This window comes from Pseudoalteromonas sp. SG44-1 (genome assembly GCF_014164315.1).
Lineage (GTDB): Bacteria > Pseudomonadota > Gammaproteobacteria > Enterobacterales > Alteromonadaceae > Pseudoalteromonas > Pseudoalteromonas rhizosphaerae.
Window position 1 is genome coordinate 14,260 of the sequence record NZ_JACJEW010000010.1, and the last position, 15,665, is coordinate 29,924.

16 protein-coding genes are annotated in these 15,665 nt (G+C 36.6%); 2 read left to right on the forward strand and 14 right to left on the reverse strand.

What is annotated here, in order from left to right; all coding sequences use genetic code 11:
- Position 1: 1 nt before the first annotated feature.
- The gene (locus tag H5187_RS06550) at positions 2 to 667 is read left to right on the forward strand and encodes a class I SAM-dependent methyltransferase (protein ID WP_169019233.1); all 666 of its coding nucleotides are present in this window, start codon (positions 2 to 4) and stop codon (positions 665 to 667) included.
- Positions 668 to 718: 51 nt separating this feature from the next.
- Positions 719 to 2,098, forward strand: a complete 1,380-nt coding sequence (locus H5187_RS06555) for an FAD-dependent oxidoreductase (RefSeq protein WP_182739659.1) — start codon at positions 719 to 721, stop codon at positions 2,096 to 2,098.
- On the opposite strand, the gene H5187_RS06560 is transcribed toward H5187_RS06555, so the two are convergent.
- From H5187_RS06560 to H5187_RS06625, 14 genes are read right to left on the reverse strand one after another with little or no spacing between them, the layout of a single operon-like run.
- The gene (locus H5187_RS06560) at positions 2,080 to 2,910 is read right to left on the reverse strand and encodes an AAC(3) family N-acetyltransferase (RefSeq protein WP_182794266.1); all 831 of its coding nucleotides are present in this window, start codon (positions 2,908 to 2,910) and stop codon (positions 2,080 to 2,082) included. The genes H5187_RS06555 and H5187_RS06560 overlap by 19 nt on opposite strands.
- Positions 2,907 to 3,641: a hypothetical protein gene (locus H5187_RS06565; RefSeq protein WP_182794265.1), complete on the reverse strand. Its 735-nt coding sequence runs from the start codon at positions 3,639 to 3,641 to the stop codon at positions 2,907 to 2,909. The genes H5187_RS06560 and H5187_RS06565 overlap by 4 nt, the downstream gene beginning before the upstream one ends.
- A complete protein-coding gene (locus tag H5187_RS06570; protein ID WP_145239482.1) occupies positions 3,634 to 3,891 on the reverse strand; it encodes a hypothetical protein in 258 nt (85 codons plus the stop codon). Before H5187_RS06570 ends, H5187_RS06565 begins: the two co-directional genes overlap by 8 nt.
- Positions 3,891 to 5,348: an AMP-binding protein gene (locus H5187_RS06575; RefSeq protein ID WP_182794264.1), complete on the reverse strand. Its 1,458-nt coding sequence runs from the start codon at positions 5,346 to 5,348 to the stop codon at positions 3,891 to 3,893. The genes H5187_RS06570 and H5187_RS06575 overlap by 1 nt, the downstream gene beginning before the upstream one ends.
- A 30-nt stretch (positions 5,349 to 5,378) precedes the next feature.
- Positions 5,379 to 6,098 (reverse strand): nucleotidyltransferase family protein, encoded by a 720-nt coding sequence (locus tag H5187_RS06580; protein ID WP_145239477.1) that lies wholly within the window; start codon positions 6,096 to 6,098, stop codon positions 5,379 to 5,381.
- The gene (locus tag H5187_RS06585) at positions 6,095 to 7,543 is read right to left on the reverse strand and encodes a PfkB family carbohydrate kinase (RefSeq protein WP_182718197.1); all 1,449 of its coding nucleotides are present in this window, start codon (positions 7,541 to 7,543) and stop codon (positions 6,095 to 6,097) included. The genes H5187_RS06580 and H5187_RS06585 overlap by 4 nt, the downstream gene beginning before the upstream one ends.
- Positions 7,540 to 8,595: an alcohol dehydrogenase catalytic domain-containing protein gene (locus tag H5187_RS06590; protein ID WP_182718196.1), complete on the reverse strand. Its 1,056-nt coding sequence runs from the start codon at positions 8,593 to 8,595 to the stop codon at positions 7,540 to 7,542. The genes H5187_RS06585 and H5187_RS06590 overlap by 4 nt, the downstream gene beginning before the upstream one ends.
- A gap of 3 nt (positions 8,596 to 8,598) precedes the next feature.
- Positions 8,599 to 9,447 carry an FkbM family methyltransferase gene (locus H5187_RS06595; RefSeq protein ID WP_145239468.1) on the reverse strand — a complete coding sequence of 283 codons (849 nt, stop codon included), beginning with the start codon at positions 9,445 to 9,447 and terminating at the stop codon, positions 8,599 to 8,601.
- A complete protein-coding gene (locus H5187_RS06600) occupies positions 9,447 to 11,225 on the reverse strand; it encodes a thiamine pyrophosphate-binding protein (protein ID WP_076923528.1) in 1,779 nt (592 codons plus the stop codon). Before H5187_RS06600 ends, H5187_RS06595 begins: the two co-directional genes overlap by 1 nt.
- A complete protein-coding gene (locus H5187_RS06605; protein WP_145239465.1) occupies positions 11,226 to 11,996 on the reverse strand; it encodes an SDR family oxidoreductase in 771 nt (256 codons plus the stop codon).
- A complete protein-coding gene (locus H5187_RS06610) occupies positions 11,996 to 13,051 on the reverse strand; it encodes an alpha-ketoacid dehydrogenase subunit beta (protein WP_076923526.1) in 1,056 nt (351 codons plus the stop codon). Before H5187_RS06610 ends, H5187_RS06605 begins: the two co-directional genes overlap by 1 nt.
- The gene (locus H5187_RS06615; RefSeq protein WP_169019240.1) at positions 13,041 to 13,997 is read right to left on the reverse strand and encodes a thiamine pyrophosphate-dependent dehydrogenase E1 component subunit alpha; all 957 of its coding nucleotides are present in this window, start codon (positions 13,995 to 13,997) and stop codon (positions 13,041 to 13,043) included. The genes H5187_RS06610 and H5187_RS06615 overlap by 11 nt, the downstream gene beginning before the upstream one ends.
- Positions 13,997 to 14,689 (reverse strand): class I SAM-dependent methyltransferase, encoded by a 693-nt coding sequence (locus tag H5187_RS06620; protein WP_259399423.1) that lies wholly within the window; start codon positions 14,687 to 14,689, stop codon positions 13,997 to 13,999. Before H5187_RS06620 ends, H5187_RS06615 begins: the two co-directional genes overlap by 1 nt.
- Positions 14,667 to 15,662 carry a GDP-mannose 4,6-dehydratase gene (locus H5187_RS06625; RefSeq protein ID WP_182718195.1) on the reverse strand — a complete coding sequence of 332 codons (996 nt, stop codon included), beginning with the start codon at positions 15,660 to 15,662 and terminating at the stop codon, positions 14,667 to 14,669. Before H5187_RS06625 ends, H5187_RS06620 begins: the two co-directional genes overlap by 23 nt.
- Between the last annotated feature and the right edge of the window lie 3 nt (positions 15,663 to 15,665).

Here is a 15,665-nt window from a genome sequence, read left to right on the forward strand (position 1 = left end):
AATGGGTAATTGGCAGAATATTTATCAGCAGGGCAGGCAATTAAATAAATACCCTTATGATGCAATCGTATCATTGGTGATGCGATTAAGGCACACTAATTCAAGTTTAAGCGCATTAGAGTTAGGCTGTGGTGCTGGAAATAATATCGTTTTTATGGCTGAAGAGGGAGTTGATGTTGCTGGTATTGATATATCTTCAGTTGCTTTAGATTTTGCTCAAGAGCGTCTAACAAGGTTACAACTTAAAGCTGATTTAGTTAATGGTCATTTTACTCAGTTACCTTGGCAAGATAATTCGTTCGACTTAGTGATAGACAGAAGCGCTTTAAACTGTGTTCCTCGCTCAGATATTTTAGTTGCCCTTAGTGAATCTTACCGAGTGTTAAAACCAGGCGGTTGTATATTTTCTATTATGTATGCTGATACTCATCCTGCATTTATAAACTCAGGATATCAGCATGATGGGTTTGCGCGACAATTTTCGCCGGATTATTTCTCTGACATTGATGGCCTATTTTTTGCTTCTAAAGCAGATGTTTGCGAACTATTCAGTAAATTTGCAATAACGCAGCAATCGTATGATGTTTCTTATGATCAGAACGATAAGATCACTTCTGCACAAAGAAGTATCGTTGCATATAAATCACCTATTGCTCAAATTACGTAATCATGAGTGGTTATCATATAGCTACTACTTACTAGTTTCTGGAGAATTATTATGCGAAATTCAGCTATCGTTGTTGGTGGTGGGGTATGTGGTTTAATGGCGGCATTACTACTCAAACAGTCTTTTAAAAAAGTTACAATAATTGAGCAAAGTGAGCGTGTTGGGGGATTATTTTGTTCTATAAAAGATGAGTTAGGTGCATATTATGATATGGGATCACATATACCGAACGCAACGGGCATAGAAGCGCTTGATACTCTGTTATTTGGCGAGCTAGAAAATCGTGATTACTATTGGCACGTAATAGAAAAACTGCAATCAGGTAATTACTTTGCCGGTGAATGGGATTTAAACTCTCCGTTTCCAGATAGTCACAAACTGCCAAGCGAAGAGTATTATCAAGGTTGTGCTGAGCTTATTCAAGCAACCTCTTCTAGTGGCAGTTCGCTTATACTCCCTTATTGCGAAGAAACATTAGGCAAGACGTTTACCCAGCATATTATTAAACCAATTCTGTATAAGCTCTATGGTAAACATACAGATTTAAATACATTAACGGTCGCAGCAGGACTATTTGGCTTTACTCGCATTCTTGCTTTTGAGCCCGATGTTGCAAATGCACTGAAAAATATTCCTACTTTTGATGCTAAAATTGGATATCAAACGCAAGCGCATTTTCATGAAAGACAAACCAAAGACAACTCAAAAACTCCAAATTACTTTTATCCATTAGAAAATAAAGGCATTGAGTCTTGGGTTGAGTATTTAGTAACTAAAGTTAAAAGCGCTGGAGTTGAGGTTGTACTTTCTTCATCAATAGAGAAGATAGAGACTAATGGACGGCAGATCACGGGAGTAAAGCTTACTAATAAAGCAGAAATCCTTGAGTGTCAGTTGTTATTTTGGAGTGCTCCTCCGTTTATTGCCTTAAAAGCATTAGGCTTACCTTTAGTTTATAACAAGCCAGAACTGAGAACTGCTATTGTATTTCATTTGAATTTTGACTTGCCTTTACTTGATCAAAAATCGCATTATCTATGGGTGTGGGATCATCAAACGGATATATTTAGGTTGACGTTATACCCTAACCTCAGCACTAAAAGTCAGCATGCGAACTTGTCGGCAGAAATATTATGCAGGCCAGAAGAGGTGGAGCAGTATGACGTGGATGAAATTGTGAATACATTAAAGAAAATGCAAGTTGTCGGCCAAGATGCTACATGTATCAGTCATATTAAACAGGTCATACATGGCACTTTTCCTGTGCCAACTTTAGAATTTGAAAAAAATAATCAAGCTAATTTTGATACATTAAAAAACAGTGTCGATAATATAATTATTTCAGGCAGATCAGGCGGTAAACAATGGCGACAAGCTGATGTACTTGTTGCCGCATATAACGATATAAACAATTATTTATCGACAGAATAAGAGACTTCTTTTCCATTATCAAAACGATATAGTTCAGATGGGTTACAGTTAAGCAATGCAAATTGGTTATCAGCAACAAAGTCTTTTACAAAATGATAAAGTGCTTTCATCTTTATTGTATAGATAAATGATCTTCCAAGTTGGGCTTGTTTCATAATCCCTGAGTTTAATAATGCAGCTTCTAACTTGGAATAGTCTTCCCTGTAGGCATTATTTATAGGAAAGCAAAAGTGGTAAAAAGTACCGTTAGCCTCTTCTCCATTTGTGAGCGTTGTCACACCGGTAAAAGGTTTATTAAACCGGTATTTTAATCCTAACATTGCTTCTATTTGAACAATCACCGTGGCGACTCTAAGGCCAATGCCTTGCAGTACAAGCACTGTATCTTGTTCTATTAACCTACTAAACGTTGAGTTTTCTGCAAAGGCATAATATTCAGGTTTTTTGGGTAAACAGATTTTTGCCACATCAGGCCCTAAACCGCAGATTGAGAACATAGGGTGCCCTGAGCGTACTACATTTGGTTGTTGTCGAAACCACTCAGGCCAATACCCTAAGACACATTCTTGTGAGCGCAAATCTTCTTTGCGACTGCGTGGGAATTGATAATTAAAGGCTGGCATAAATATATTACCGTTATCACCAATTGCAGTTTTAAAGCAGTTTAGGAACGCCTCAGGCACTTCTTTTACTGAGTGATTTTCTATAGCGCCAAGTGTAAATAATGAAGAGTGTATAAACACACTGTCATTCATGTTGATACCAACTGAATGTAATGTTGCGATAATTTGTTCTTGGCTGATACTTCTCACAAAAAGTCCTCATTACCGAAAGCTGCTTTAACTTCGTCGTAGATAGTATCAATTCTTTTTGAAAAAGCGGGATCTTTCCACGGCTTGCCTGATAGAATCATCCATTCATATTTAGCAATAAACTTTTTTTTCTGTGATTCATCTAAGGTATCAATAAAGCCCCCCATTTTTTCTTTGAGGCGGTCTACAAGTTCCTTCAAACACCTAAAGATAAACACAACTTCAGGATCACGTAACAATGGCTTCATAGAAACTGTAAGTTCACGTTTCAACTTTATGGCTTGCTCTCTAACCAGCGTACATTTATGGTTATTATCTGGATCACGGTAAAAAAGATCCATTAAAGCGGAGTACTCAAAATCAATAACAGTACCAAACGCATCTACTATAGGGAAGTAGGGATATATTCTGCAAACTAAGGGTCTATGTCCATGGGGTTCGCATAAACCACCACATTGGCAAGAGAGCAAATAGATATTGAAGCTTTTACCGTTTGAAAGCGTAAATGTACGCTTTTTAGCTGGTGTAGTAATATTTTTAATACCACCAATAGATTTATAGTACTCATACTCATTTTCGAGAAGAGGTAAAGATACACCACTTTTGTCTAGGATATTAAAATGCTCTCCGTAAAAATTTTTACAGCAGTAGCCACCGCATGTTTTCCAACACTCAGGGGCATTCACATATTCCGTATTATATATTTCTTGCCAATTCACTTTGTTAGGCATTAGTAGACTCACTAAGTAGCTTTATTAGGCCACTGTAAGATGTAAATTGCACAGGGTCAGCTTCTTCGAAATCAATATCAAGGTTTAAGCTGTTTTCTATTTCCATTAACATACTAATAAAATCAAGCGAATCTAAAAGACCTAAACTTATTAAACTATTTTTTTTATCTAATGATATGAGTATGTCCTGACCATGCTTTTCTATTAATTTATTATTGATAGCTTGTTCAATCGAATTTGTTAAGCTCATTATTTCTCCATCATGGTATGTAGGGCGCTTTTATCAATTTTACCATTACTATTTAGTGGCATGGAATCGATCCATATAATCTTTTTGGGCACCATATAAAGTGGCAGCTGTTGCTTTAAGTAATCAATCAGTGTTTGCTCACTTTCTTTATCGGCTGGATTACAAATAAATAAAGTCAAACTTTGAGGTTGTTGTATTGGCGTTGCGATAGCCTGTACCAAAGGGTTTGATAAAAAATTTTGTGCTAGTGTATTTACTTCGGATAGCTCAACGCGGTATCCCTGGATTTTAACTTGGTCATCTACACGGCTAATATAGTGAAATACTCCTTGAGCATCACGATTTACGAGATCACCACTTCGATAATGGGTAATGTTATTTGTTTTAATTAAACATTGCTGAGTTTTAATATTGTCATTTAAATACCCAGAAAATACTTGAGGCCCCGAAATCAAAAGCTCACCTTGTGCATCTAAATCAAAGCTCATGTTTTTAAGTGCTTTACCCAGGGGAATATAGCTACTATCACTATCATCATTACAATCAAATACATATCTACTGCATGCTATTGTAGCCTCAGTTGGTCCGTATAAATTAATAACCTTGCTGTTTGGTGCTGCTTTTTGCCATTGCAGAGCGAGTGTTCTAGGTAAGGGCTCACCACAAAACTGACTCACACGAAGGCTAGGATAGGCATCATTTTTAAGCATTCCTAGTTTAGCCATAATTGATGCAGTAGAAGGGACACTAAACCACACTGTAAGCCCGTGTTGTTTAATGAATTTACCTGGCGCAAATATAGCGGTTTCAGGCACTACATAAAGACAAGCACCTTGCAGCCAAGTAACAAATATATCATGCATGCTTAGATCAAACGTTGGATCAAATACTTGGCTTACCTTATCTGTATTACTGAGGGGTAAAGACTCACACATAGTATCAAGATAAGACTTAAGATTCGCAATGCTAATAGGCACACCTTTTGGTGAGCCTGTAGAACCTGAAGTAAATAAAACATAAGCGATATTGGATAGGCTGCGAGCTTGTAGTGATTTAGTTGATACAATGCTTTTATTGACTATATCGTCCAAACATACAAATACTCTATCTGGGAGTGCTTTTATTAATGCTTGGCTGATCGACAAATATTTTTTACTGTATAAAACATACTTTAAGTTGCCTTGCTTTATGATAAAAGCCAATCTAGCTATTGGCAGTTTTACCCCAAGTGGTATAAATGTTCGTGAATCTAAAGCGCAGGCAAGTACGGCGCTATAATAGTGAGTATCTCGGTAACTTAAAATTCCAACTTGCTCAGCTTCACTTATTTCGCTCGTGTTAATATTATTAGCGTAACTTGCAAGCTGTTTATAAGTAATGTATTGATTATCAACAAAAATTGCAGGAAGTTTTGCATGGCTTGCAATGCTGTTTTTAAGTTTTTCAGATAACTTCACTTTATATCCTAGTTTTTATTTATCTTAATATTAAGCAGGTTTGTTGATAGCCAGCAATTCAGTTTGAAGTTTATTATAAGCTTGTGGAGTGCCTATATCTATATATCTCAGATGGGTTTTATAGCTATAAAGACTGCCCAATAATAAAGGCACCATGTCGTGGCTAATTTCATAGAAGCTTTCCTGTTTAAAGTGTGAAAAGTATTTTTCATACACTCCTGCGGAGAATAAAAACAATGCCCCGCTTGCTAGGTTACTTGGTGGATTGGATACTTTTTCATGAAACCTTTGGATTGAAGCGTCTGAATCAAGTTCAACAATACCACATGAGGAGGGAGAAGCAGATTCAAAAAGTAAAAGCGTAGCATCACACTTTTTGGGCCTTTTTGAATGGGCTTCTACAAAATTAGTAAGGGTATCTTCGCAATAGTTATCAGCATGAATGACCATTGTGGGACTACAATGCCAAAACTCTTTATTACTAATCAAAGTGCCGCCTGTACCGAGTAACTTTTTCTCTCTAACGATTGTTATTTTATTACGGTATTCGGACTTTGACACAAACTCTTCTACTTGTTCAGCGAAATAGTGCACATTAATGAGTATGTCGCTGACACCAAGTTTATCGAGCTTTTCTAGCCAATAAGCCAATAAAGGCTTGCCTTTAATAGGCACTAAACATTTTGGAATTGTATTAGTCAAAGGTTTTAACCGAGTGCCTAACCCTGCTGCAAGCAATATTGCTTTCATATATTTTTGAATGACTCCAGTACTCGTTGCTGTAGCGTGTTGAAGGACAGTGGCTGATTTCCGAGAGTATCTACTTGGCAAGCGGCTGCAATACTTGCAATATAAAAAGCTTGCCAAGGTGTCGCACCTGAGCACAATGCCAGGCTACTGGCAGCTAAGAAGCAATCACCAGCTCCCGCAGGATCAACCGCATTACGGTTAATCGCAGGAAGCATATCATTTTCCCATTGGCCGTTTTGATCTGGTAGATGGATAAAAATACCTTCTCCTGCGAGGGTAATAACTAAAGACGTTGGATTTGCTTTTTCGCAAAGTTTTTGGGCCAATATAGGTAGACCATCATCAATATTATTCAATGCTACGCGTACTTCTTTTTCTGTTGGTGTTATTAGCATCATATCTTTATAACGGGCAATGTCACCAACTTGAGAAGATGTTTGGCTGTCTGCGACAACACGTACATTGTTTTCTTTGCATAAAGCAATGACTTTATCGACCAGAGTTTGAGGTAATAATCCATAATTAAAATCAGAAAATACCAGTAAATCGAAGTTGTTAATACTACTTTCAAGTTGCATGTATAAATCTGTTTGAATTTCTTTAGAAATTTTATGCTGTCGAACTTGATTGACCCTTAGAAGTGTTTTATTGCCAGCTCTATATCGTGATTTTAATGGTGTTGGGCGACTGCCATCATCGAAAAGTATAGTATCAATATTGTATGCGTTAATATGATTTTTTACGTAATCAGCTTTATCATCTTTGCCAAGTACCGAGAAAAGCGTAACTTGATTAGCTCCTAGCCCTTTTATATGACCTGCTGTAATTGCTGCTCCGCCTAAAAATGTATCCGTTCTATCTGGTGTCATCACTATGGTAGGATCCTCCTGAGATAAGCCTACCGCAGTACCTTGGATATATTCATCGACGATTATTTCGCCAATTACAGCAACACGGTTTTCACTAAATTGAGAAAATACCGTGTTGATTGATTGATAATTAAACTGATGCCTTGTTGCATAACTTTGGCATTTTTTATAATCAAAGTTATGACCATGGCTTATTGTTCTTGTAATATATTGTTCGGAATTAGATTCGAACTCACCAGAGCCAAAAATAAGCTTTCCTCCGTACATTTCAACAAGAGCATGCTCAGGATTGTGCCTACTTTCAAACTCTTTACCTTTCACGACAATATGAGGCTTGAGGCTCTTTACGGTTTCTGCTGGAGTTAAATCTGATAAAAATGCTTCATTCACACATTCGAGGGATTGAACCATCTCTAGGCGATGTTGTTCGTTTACCCGACTCTTTAACCCCATAGATTTGTCGCTGTTAACAGCAACAATTAGTTTATCACCACACTCTTTTGCAAAACGAAGTAAGCGAATGTGGCCAGGGTGTAAAATGTCAAAATTTCCTTGAACAAGGACTTGCTTATTCATACTTCAATATTCTCAAAAGTAATGATGGCTCTGGTAATTTCTCTTCGTTCGAGCGCCGATATTGCTTCATTGATTTGATTCAAAGAATAGCGATGGCTTATCAAAGAATTAATAGATATTTCAAGTTTTTGAATAATATCTGCAATCGATTTTAAATCTTTGTCTGGATTACAATTACCTCCCCAAGTTCCAAAAATTTGCTTTCCACAAATTAGTTGATGAGGATCTAACTTTATAAAATCGCCAGTTTTTGGATGTGAGGCAAAATAGCATTTACCGCTGTTATGTATATTATTAAAAGCGAATTCTATGGTTTCACATAGTCCAGCACTCTCAATAGCATAATCAAAGCCGTTAGGGTGTTGCTCTTTGAGTAAAGCTAGGCTTGCTTCTTCATATAAATAAGCTTCATCGGCGCCTAGTTGTAGTGCTAAGTCACATTTAGATTGTTCAATATCTACAACTATGATTTTTTTTGGTCTGAAATGTTTAAGCATTAATAGTGCACTTATGCCTATACCACCTAGTCCGATTAATATCACATTACTATTAGAGTGTGGTTGTATCTGGTTAAGAACCATACCGGCTCCTGTGGGGAGGGCGCAACCGAGTAAAACAGCTAACTCATTTGAAATACCTTCAGGGCAAATGGTTACTCTATTCTCAGATATAACAGAGTACTCTGAAAAAGTCGTAACTGGACCTGCATTGATAATTTGACCCTCTTTGCTAATTATATGTGTCCCACCGGAATCGATTCCACTGCCTTTTAGCCAACCAAGAACGACACGATTTCCTTGTTTAACCTTGGTAACACTATTGCCAACTGCTATTACTTCACCTACACCTTCATGACCCATTAAGTGGGGCAAATACTTGTCTTCTCCTCTAAGGCCTTTACTCTCCATCAGCTGGCTTCTACACAAGCCAGCCATATGCATTTTCACCAGAACTTGATTATCTTTCAAATACGGTATTTTTAAATCGAGTAGTTGAAGGGGCTGCTCTATATCTATTAATACACCTGCTTTAAAATAAGTTGGAATATTCATATTTTACCAAGGCATCTTATTTTTACTAGAAAGGAAAACACTACCTTCTCTATGACTTAGGGGTAATTCGGCAAGAGAGTTCACTTTTTTCCAATCATTTTTTTGAAGAAAAATATTTAAGCCGACTTGTAAACTGTAGTCGAAAATAGTTTTTGCATTTTTTTCGCCATTAATTTCCATCATAAAATCAATTTTTAAAGCGTCCTCCGAAGAAATTGAAGTTAATACATCTGCTTCTTGACCTTCAATATCAATTTTAATTAAGTCAAATTCTTTAGCTATATTACCTATGTTATTAACTTTAACTTCAAATTTATCTAGCTCTCCATAGGGATTACTTTTTGCGCCGCTCAAATGACTTCCAGTTAAGTTTCCACATACTCGTGTAAATTCAGCTTTGCCATCAAAACTTGCCGCGGCTTCATTTATTGGCTTAATCTTTTTACAATTATTTAATTCTAGGTTTTGTTTTAAAACGCGGAATGTTTCAGGGTCCGCTTCAAAACATGTAACTTGATAATCTAATAAGCTCAGCACTATTGAATGCAGACCGATATTAGCGCCAAGATCTAACACATTCTTATAGTTATTTTTATTTTTCAAGTAAAAGCTTAAAATGATTAGCTCATCAATACCAAATAAATGAGTCGTATTAATATTGCCCATATCGTAATACGGAAGAGAAAATGTAATATTATCCGTTAATAAAAATGTTGGTGTTGATGTCGTGTTATAAGCGCTGGCAATTACTTTTGATAGTTTTTTGTTAAGAAGCTGGTAATCACTGCTTGATTGTACGTGTGATTGTGTATTCCTAGCTAGCATAACCAGCTCTTGGTGTAAGTTTATCATTATAGATTTTCCTTCAAACTGGGTATAAGCATAGCTTTTTTTTGTTTTATGTAAGCAAGTTCAGGGCTCATATTCTCTAATGGATTGCCATACTTGATAATCGGTTCATATCTAAAGTTTGGGTTAATTACTAATTCGATAAGCTTTGGCCCTTCTTGATCCATGCGAAGGTGTAAACGTTCTACTAATAATTTTAATTGCTCATTATTTTCAACTTTTTCAGAGTCGATCCCATAAGCTTTAGCAACTTCAGAAAAATTTATGTGAGGCAAGCCATTATTACAATCAGCAGAAAAATAATTTGAGTCTAGCCAATCATCTTGGGTTTGTTTTATCATACAATGACCACTATTGTTAAATACAATAATAATGACTGGAAGTTTCAAGTGATTTAACGTTGAAAGTTCTTGGATATTCATTTGCAAACCACCATCGCCAACTATACAAAATACTTCTTTTTCTTTTGCTAGGGCAACACCAATCGATGCAGGTAAAGCATAGCCCATGGGGGTATTATTATATGAAGAAATATACTGCTGGCCTTTTTTCTCTTTACCGTAGACAAGAGTTAAAGGTAAGCAAGTACCTGTATCCACACATATATTTTGGTCATCACAGAAAGCACCACTAAACAACTCAACAGCTAAATATGGGTTTACACCACCGTAATTATATTCAGGTATGTAGTTAAACTCTTGTGTGACATCCGTAATATAATTTAGCCACACATCGTTATTTTTAAATATTTCAATTAAATCTTCACAATGCAGTGAAAAAGCATCTAAAAAAACTTGTACAGATACAGGAAATTGATAGTTGATTACTTTGCCTAATTGGGCAAATTTCTCTATTTCGTTATGGTCAATATCCACCATTGCGATTTTAGCTTCACGTGCAAAGGTATCTAATTTTGCTGTGGCTTTTGAATCTAGTCTGCACCCAATAGAAATGATAAAATCGCAATTTTGTAAAACGATATTATTCCCACGTAAAGAATGAGTTCCAAAATTCCCTAGATTTAGCTCGTCATCATGATTTGCAATCCCTTTGAGCGGCCAAGTCGATAGAAAGGGGATTTTTAGTTTTGTTGCAAGTGAAATTAACCGTTCTGCTGAGTTATGGCACCCAGCACCAAGAATAAATAAAGGTTTTTTCGCTTGTTTTAATGACACTATGAAGTTATTAAATATGTTTTCTTGAATTACTTTATGGTTTACAGTTGATTGATTAAAAGCTTCAAATGGTATTTTTTTTATATCTAATATCTCTCGCTGAAAGTCATCAGGAATATCTATTAACACAGGCCCTGGCCGGCCACTTAATGCTGCTTTTATAGCTTCAGGTAATACAGTGATAATGTCATTAGGTCTTTTTAATTGTATTGCGTACTTTGTTATTGGCTTTGCCATAGAAACAATATCGGTTTCTTGGAAACCATATTGGCGAACCCCTAATTTATGCGATTGCCTAAATGAAGCTACATTTCCAGTTATATGTAAAGTAGCTACAGAGTCAAAGTAGGAGCTTGCGATACCTGTTAATAAATTTGTAGCGCCTGGGCCTGATGTGGCTATAGTCACGCCTAGTACATGGTGTGTTTTTGCATAACTATCAGCAGCCATCGCACATGATTGCTCATGTTGCATTGCAATAGCTGAAAGCGAAGGGTGTTTTTCAATTGAGTCAATTAAATGTAAAGCAGCACCGCCTTGCAGAACAAATACATGCTTGATATCTAATTGAGCAAGGTAAGATGCAATATAATCCGTTAGTTTCATTTATGTATGCTCTTTATTGAGTCTACGCAATTTGTAGATATTTGGGTTTTCAAGAGACTCCAAAAAATCCTCATGAAAAATTTCTTTGGATGCAATGCTATAGTTTCGTCCACTAAACTTACTATTTGCATTATCAAGAAGAAAAATTAAGGAGTCGATGACCAGTTGCATAGACACAAAGTCATTTTCCTCATATCTTCTGGCTGTTTCCTTATATGCTTCCGGCACTATTTCTTTTGCGTGGAGTGTTTGTTGGTGAATAGGTGTATCTACCCAGCCAGGACCAACATTTAGAAAGATTAAATCGGGATATTCAGCAGCTAAAACTTCAGTCATTTTTATTAATGCTACTTTCGCATTTATATAAGAGTTGAACTTCGTCGGGGCGCTATTGACGCCTCCGCCAGCAAAAGTCAGGATTTTGCAGTTTGATTTCATTTTTAGAACTGCTGAACTTAACACTTGCACTATAGATAAGTAATTAATTCTATATGCATTTTCCCAATCGTCATAAGAGCAATCTGATAGAGAACCGATTGGCTCGAGTGTGCCATGAACAAAAATTATACTATCATATATTGAAAAGTTCGTTTTATGGCACCAATCGTCAACGTTTTTTTGTGAGCTAAAATCAACTTTTGTTAGTTCAGCAAAATCTAAGTTTGATTTTCGCCCTCGATAAGTACCGTGAATAATCGTATTTTGGCTTAAGCGCTCAGCAAGTGCTTGCCCAATACCACTATTTATTCCTGTAATTAATACTCGATTCATTAAAACGGGCCTTTAAACCAGTTACCAGGAACATCGTGAGGAAATTCTACATCTTCGGTCATAAATATTTCCCTATCAAGGAGTTCAGATACAGCTTTAGTAATCTCAGTTCTGGTTTTGTAGTATTTTTTTGTTAATCCAAAGCTCGTAGGTTCAGGGTAAGAGGGGAGTGCTATTCGTTTTATTGGTTTTTTTAAGGAAGTAAAGCATGCTTCATATATTTTTGCTGAAATTTCACTAGAGACAGAAAATGAGTTATGTCCTATATCAGTGCATATGCAGGTTTGAGTCTTATTGACAGAGTTATAAATAGTTTGCCAATCAATATTTGTCGGTTCAGATACCTCAATTACCTCGCAGTTAACACCTTGTTTTTTTAGGAAGTTGTGGCAGTGTATGGCTTCTAGGAGCATATAGCTATTAGCGATGATAGTGACATCTTCACCTTCTTTGATGACTCTCGTTGTTTGCATGTTTGAGTTGTAATCGACGCACGTTTCTTTGTCGATGTTTTGGTTATGCAGCCATCGATGTTCAAGGAAAATAGTTGGATTATTATCCATTATACTTTGATAAAGTAGCTGTCCTACATTATCAGTTAAGCTTGGAGTAACAACTTTAAGTCCAGGGATATGTGCAAACCATGATTGCAAGCTTTGTTGATGAGTGGGTCCTTGACCCCAACCCCTACCTATGATTAAACGTATTGTTAAAGGTACAGTCATTTGCCCATTAAACATGTAGTGCCACTTAGCGGCATTATTTACAAGTTGGTCCATGGCAAGCAAGAAAAAATCGACTCGTTGATGGGTCATTAATACACGTGTGCCAGTAATAGCTGCGCCAATCCCTACACCCGTCATTGCATTTTCAGATGTTGGCATATCAAAGACACGGTCTGAGCCAAACTTTGATTGTAAGCCTGTAGTTGTACCAAAAATAGCTTTTGGATCATTAATACCTAATCCCATACAAATCATGCTATCGTCTTCAGCCATGGCACAGTGCTGTGCTTGGTTTATTTCTTCAGCGAATGTTGTTGTTTTATTTTGCATAAAGAAACTCTTCGTTTAACTGTGGATTTGGAAAAGGGCTATTTTCAGCAAAAAGAAAAGCATCTTCTATTTCATTTTTTATTTTGATAATCATTTCGTTATGAGTTTTCTCGAAATGTTGATCTGCTGATAGTTCCGCGAATAATAATTTTAACGGATCTTTTTCAAGCCATGTTTTGACTTCACCTGCGGCTCTGTAGTTTAAGTCATCATCAAAATTAGGACCGCAATGCTCTCTGTGACGATATGTATCAAGCTCTAAGAGTGCTGGGGCATTATTCTTTCTAATATATTCAATAGCACTCTCAACGGCATGGGTTAGTGGTATTAAAAGATTTCCATCAGCGTGAAAGCTTTCAACTCCAATTGATTGCGATAAATCCGTAATGCTTCTATTAACCGGCTGGCGAACTTCTAATGGGCTATACACTGAATAGCGGTTATTCTCACATATGAATAATATAGGAAGAGATTTAACTGCTGCAAAATTTAACGACTCGTAAAAAGCGCCTTCTTCCGTTGCACCGTCACCAAAATAACTTACGGTCAAAAAATTGCTATTTTGTAGTTTTTGACTTAGCGCACTGCCAACCGCCAGTGGTATACTATTACCCACAATTGCAGTGCTAGCTATAAAACCGCAATCCAAGTCTGTTAAGTGCATAGAGCCACCTCTGCCACCTGTGCAGCCTGTCGCCTTGCCATATAATTCAGCTATCATTTTCTTTAATGATCCGCCTTTGGCTAGATAGTGGGCATGTGCTCTATGTGAACTGAAAGCCTTATCATCTTTAGATAAAAAATTAGAAACAACAACAGGTACTAGCTCTTGACCTATTGACAGATGTGTTGGGCATCTCATTTCTTGCTCAGGGTAGCGTAAGGCTATCATTTCTTCTATTTTTCGAATTCTTAATGATTCGAAATATGCATCAAGTTTTTTCATTAGGGTATAAACCAATAAAAATCGCCAGTGTAGCCTGTATCTTTGAAAAACTCTTTCCACTGATCAACATGCATCATTGTTTTGGCTGTTAGATTCCAGGCTTCCATGCGTTCTTTTTCTTGTTCATTTCTATATGCATCAACAGTAATAAATGCTTTAGCTTTAGAAACTCGCTCTATTTCTTGCAGTGCTTTTGCACAATTATTAAGATCTAAATTATGAATAGTGTTAATTGATATTACAGTATCAAAACTATTGTCTTCGAAAGGTAATTTAGTAGCGCAACCTTGTTGTAATAAGTGCTTTACTTCCTGTTTGGCATTGTCTAATGCGTAATGGGATATATCTATTCCACTCAATATCATTGTTGGTAGCTGTTGTAAAATATCATAAAGCATAAATCCTTTTGCACAGCCTACGTCTAATAAACTGCTATTTTCTTGCAGGCCAAAGTGCGTAATAAAGTCAGGCACGACTGGCTGCCAAAACCGTGAATGATAGTTAAAACCACCATAGCCGTGCTCTCTATCACCATCAAAGAATTCCTCGTCAAATTGGCGCGCTATAGCTCTAACTGCTTCACTTTTGGCTTCTAATCTACCAGAAAGATCACGCTTAGACTTAGGGTAATTTTTTAGTAAATCTATTTCTTGTCCTATCATGATTACCTCAAGGTTTGTGAATATAGTCATGTTCTTGCTTGGCGAGTACATCTAAATTTTGCTTCATCCAATAAATTGTTCGTTCTAAGCCGTTTTCTAATGAAATAGAATCTTGCCAATTTAGCTCGGAGCGAATTTTTTTTGTGTCTAATAAATATGCTGCATCTTTTCCTAATCGATCTTCAGTCGATTGGCACACTTGTTCAAATGGGAGCTTAAGCATATTGCAGATTGTTTCAACGAGTACTCGAATAGAGATCATTTTATCTGTTGAAATATGGTAAATATCACCATTTTTACCCTTTTCGCCAATAAGTTGTGTCGCTGAAGATACATCGTCAATATGTATAAATGATCGTGTTGAATGCCCTCCGCCATGCAGCTGTAATTTTTTGCCTAGTAGGGCATATAAAATAGTACGAGGGATTATGCGATAAAGCTGTTGGCCTTCACCATAAACATTGGCAGCTCGTGTAAATACCACTGGAAAGTCATAAACATCTGCAAATGTATGTAGACTCATATCTGCAGCAGCACGGGAGACTGCATATGGTGTACTGGGTTGATAATTAGTATGCTCTGGTACTAATCCGTTACAACTACCATAAACTTCGGGAGTTGATATATGGATGTATTTTTCAAGGAAATCTAATTGTCGGAGAGAATTGTGTAACTTGATCGTTGAAACAGTGTTAGTCATAAACCAATGTTCTGGATATTGCCAGCTTTGACCAACCATACTCTGGGCTGCAAAGTTATATATTTTTTTAATTTTTTTTTGTTTAACAATATCAATAATTTTTTGCAGATGATGATTTATATCCAGTTGACTAAATTGCAATTTATCTGCATTTTTTTGCCAACTATATGGGAGTAATGCTGAATTAGGTTCTGGTGAGCGACTAACAGCAATAATTTGCTGCTCATTTTTTAGCATATGCGCACAAAATGATGCCCCTGAAAATGAATTGCTTCCTAAAACTAAAATTGATGAGTCATTCATAGT

Excerpts from the sequence above, each read along its gene's own strand:
- H5187_RS06550 (WP_169019233.1), top strand. The coding sequence starts at position 2 with ATGGGTAATTGGCAGAATATTTATCAGCAGGGCAGGCAATTAAATAAA.
- H5187_RS06555 (WP_182739659.1), top strand. The coding sequence starts at position 719 with ATGCGAAATTCAGCTATCGTTGTTGGTGGTGGGGTATGTGGTTTAATG.
- H5187_RS06565 (WP_182794265.1), bottom strand. The coding sequence starts at position 3,641 with ATGCCTAACAAAGTGAATTGGCAAGAAATATATAATACGGAATATGTG.
- H5187_RS06570 (WP_145239482.1), bottom strand. The coding sequence starts at position 3,891 with ATGAGCTTAACAAATTCGATTGAACAAGCTATCAATAATAAATTAATA.
- H5187_RS06580 (WP_145239477.1), bottom strand. The coding sequence starts at position 6,098 with ATGAAAGCAATATTGCTTGCAGCAGGGTTAGGCACTCGGTTAAAACCT.
- H5187_RS06585 (WP_182718197.1), bottom strand. The coding sequence starts at position 7,543 with ATGAATAAGCAAGTCCTTGTTCAAGGAAATTTTGACATTTTACACCCT.
- H5187_RS06590 (WP_182718196.1), bottom strand. The coding sequence starts at position 8,595 with ATGAATATTCCAACTTATTTTAAAGCAGGTGTATTAATAGATATAGAG.
- H5187_RS06595 (WP_145239468.1), bottom strand. The coding sequence starts at position 9,447 with ATGATAAACTTACACCAAGAGCTGGTTATGCTAGCTAGGAATACACAA.
- H5187_RS06600 (WP_076923528.1), bottom strand. The coding sequence starts at position 11,225 with ATGAAACTAACGGATTATATTGCATCTTACCTTGCTCAATTAGATATC.
- H5187_RS06605 (WP_145239465.1), bottom strand. The coding sequence starts at position 11,996 with ATGAATCGAGTATTAATTACAGGAATAAATAGTGGTATTGGGCAAGCA.
- H5187_RS06610 (WP_076923526.1), bottom strand. The coding sequence starts at position 13,051 with ATGCAAAATAAAACAACAACATTCGCTGAAGAAATAAACCAAGCACAG.
- H5187_RS06615 (WP_169019240.1), bottom strand. The coding sequence starts at position 13,997 with ATGAAAAAACTTGATGCATATTTCGAATCATTAAGAATTCGAAAAATA.
- H5187_RS06620 (WP_259399423.1), bottom strand. The coding sequence starts at position 14,689 with ATGACTATATTCACAAACCTTGAGGTAATCATGATAGGACAAGAAATA.
- H5187_RS06625 (WP_182718195.1), bottom strand. The coding sequence starts at position 15,662 with ATGAATGACTCATCAATTTTAGTTTTAGGAAGCAATTCATTTTCAGGG.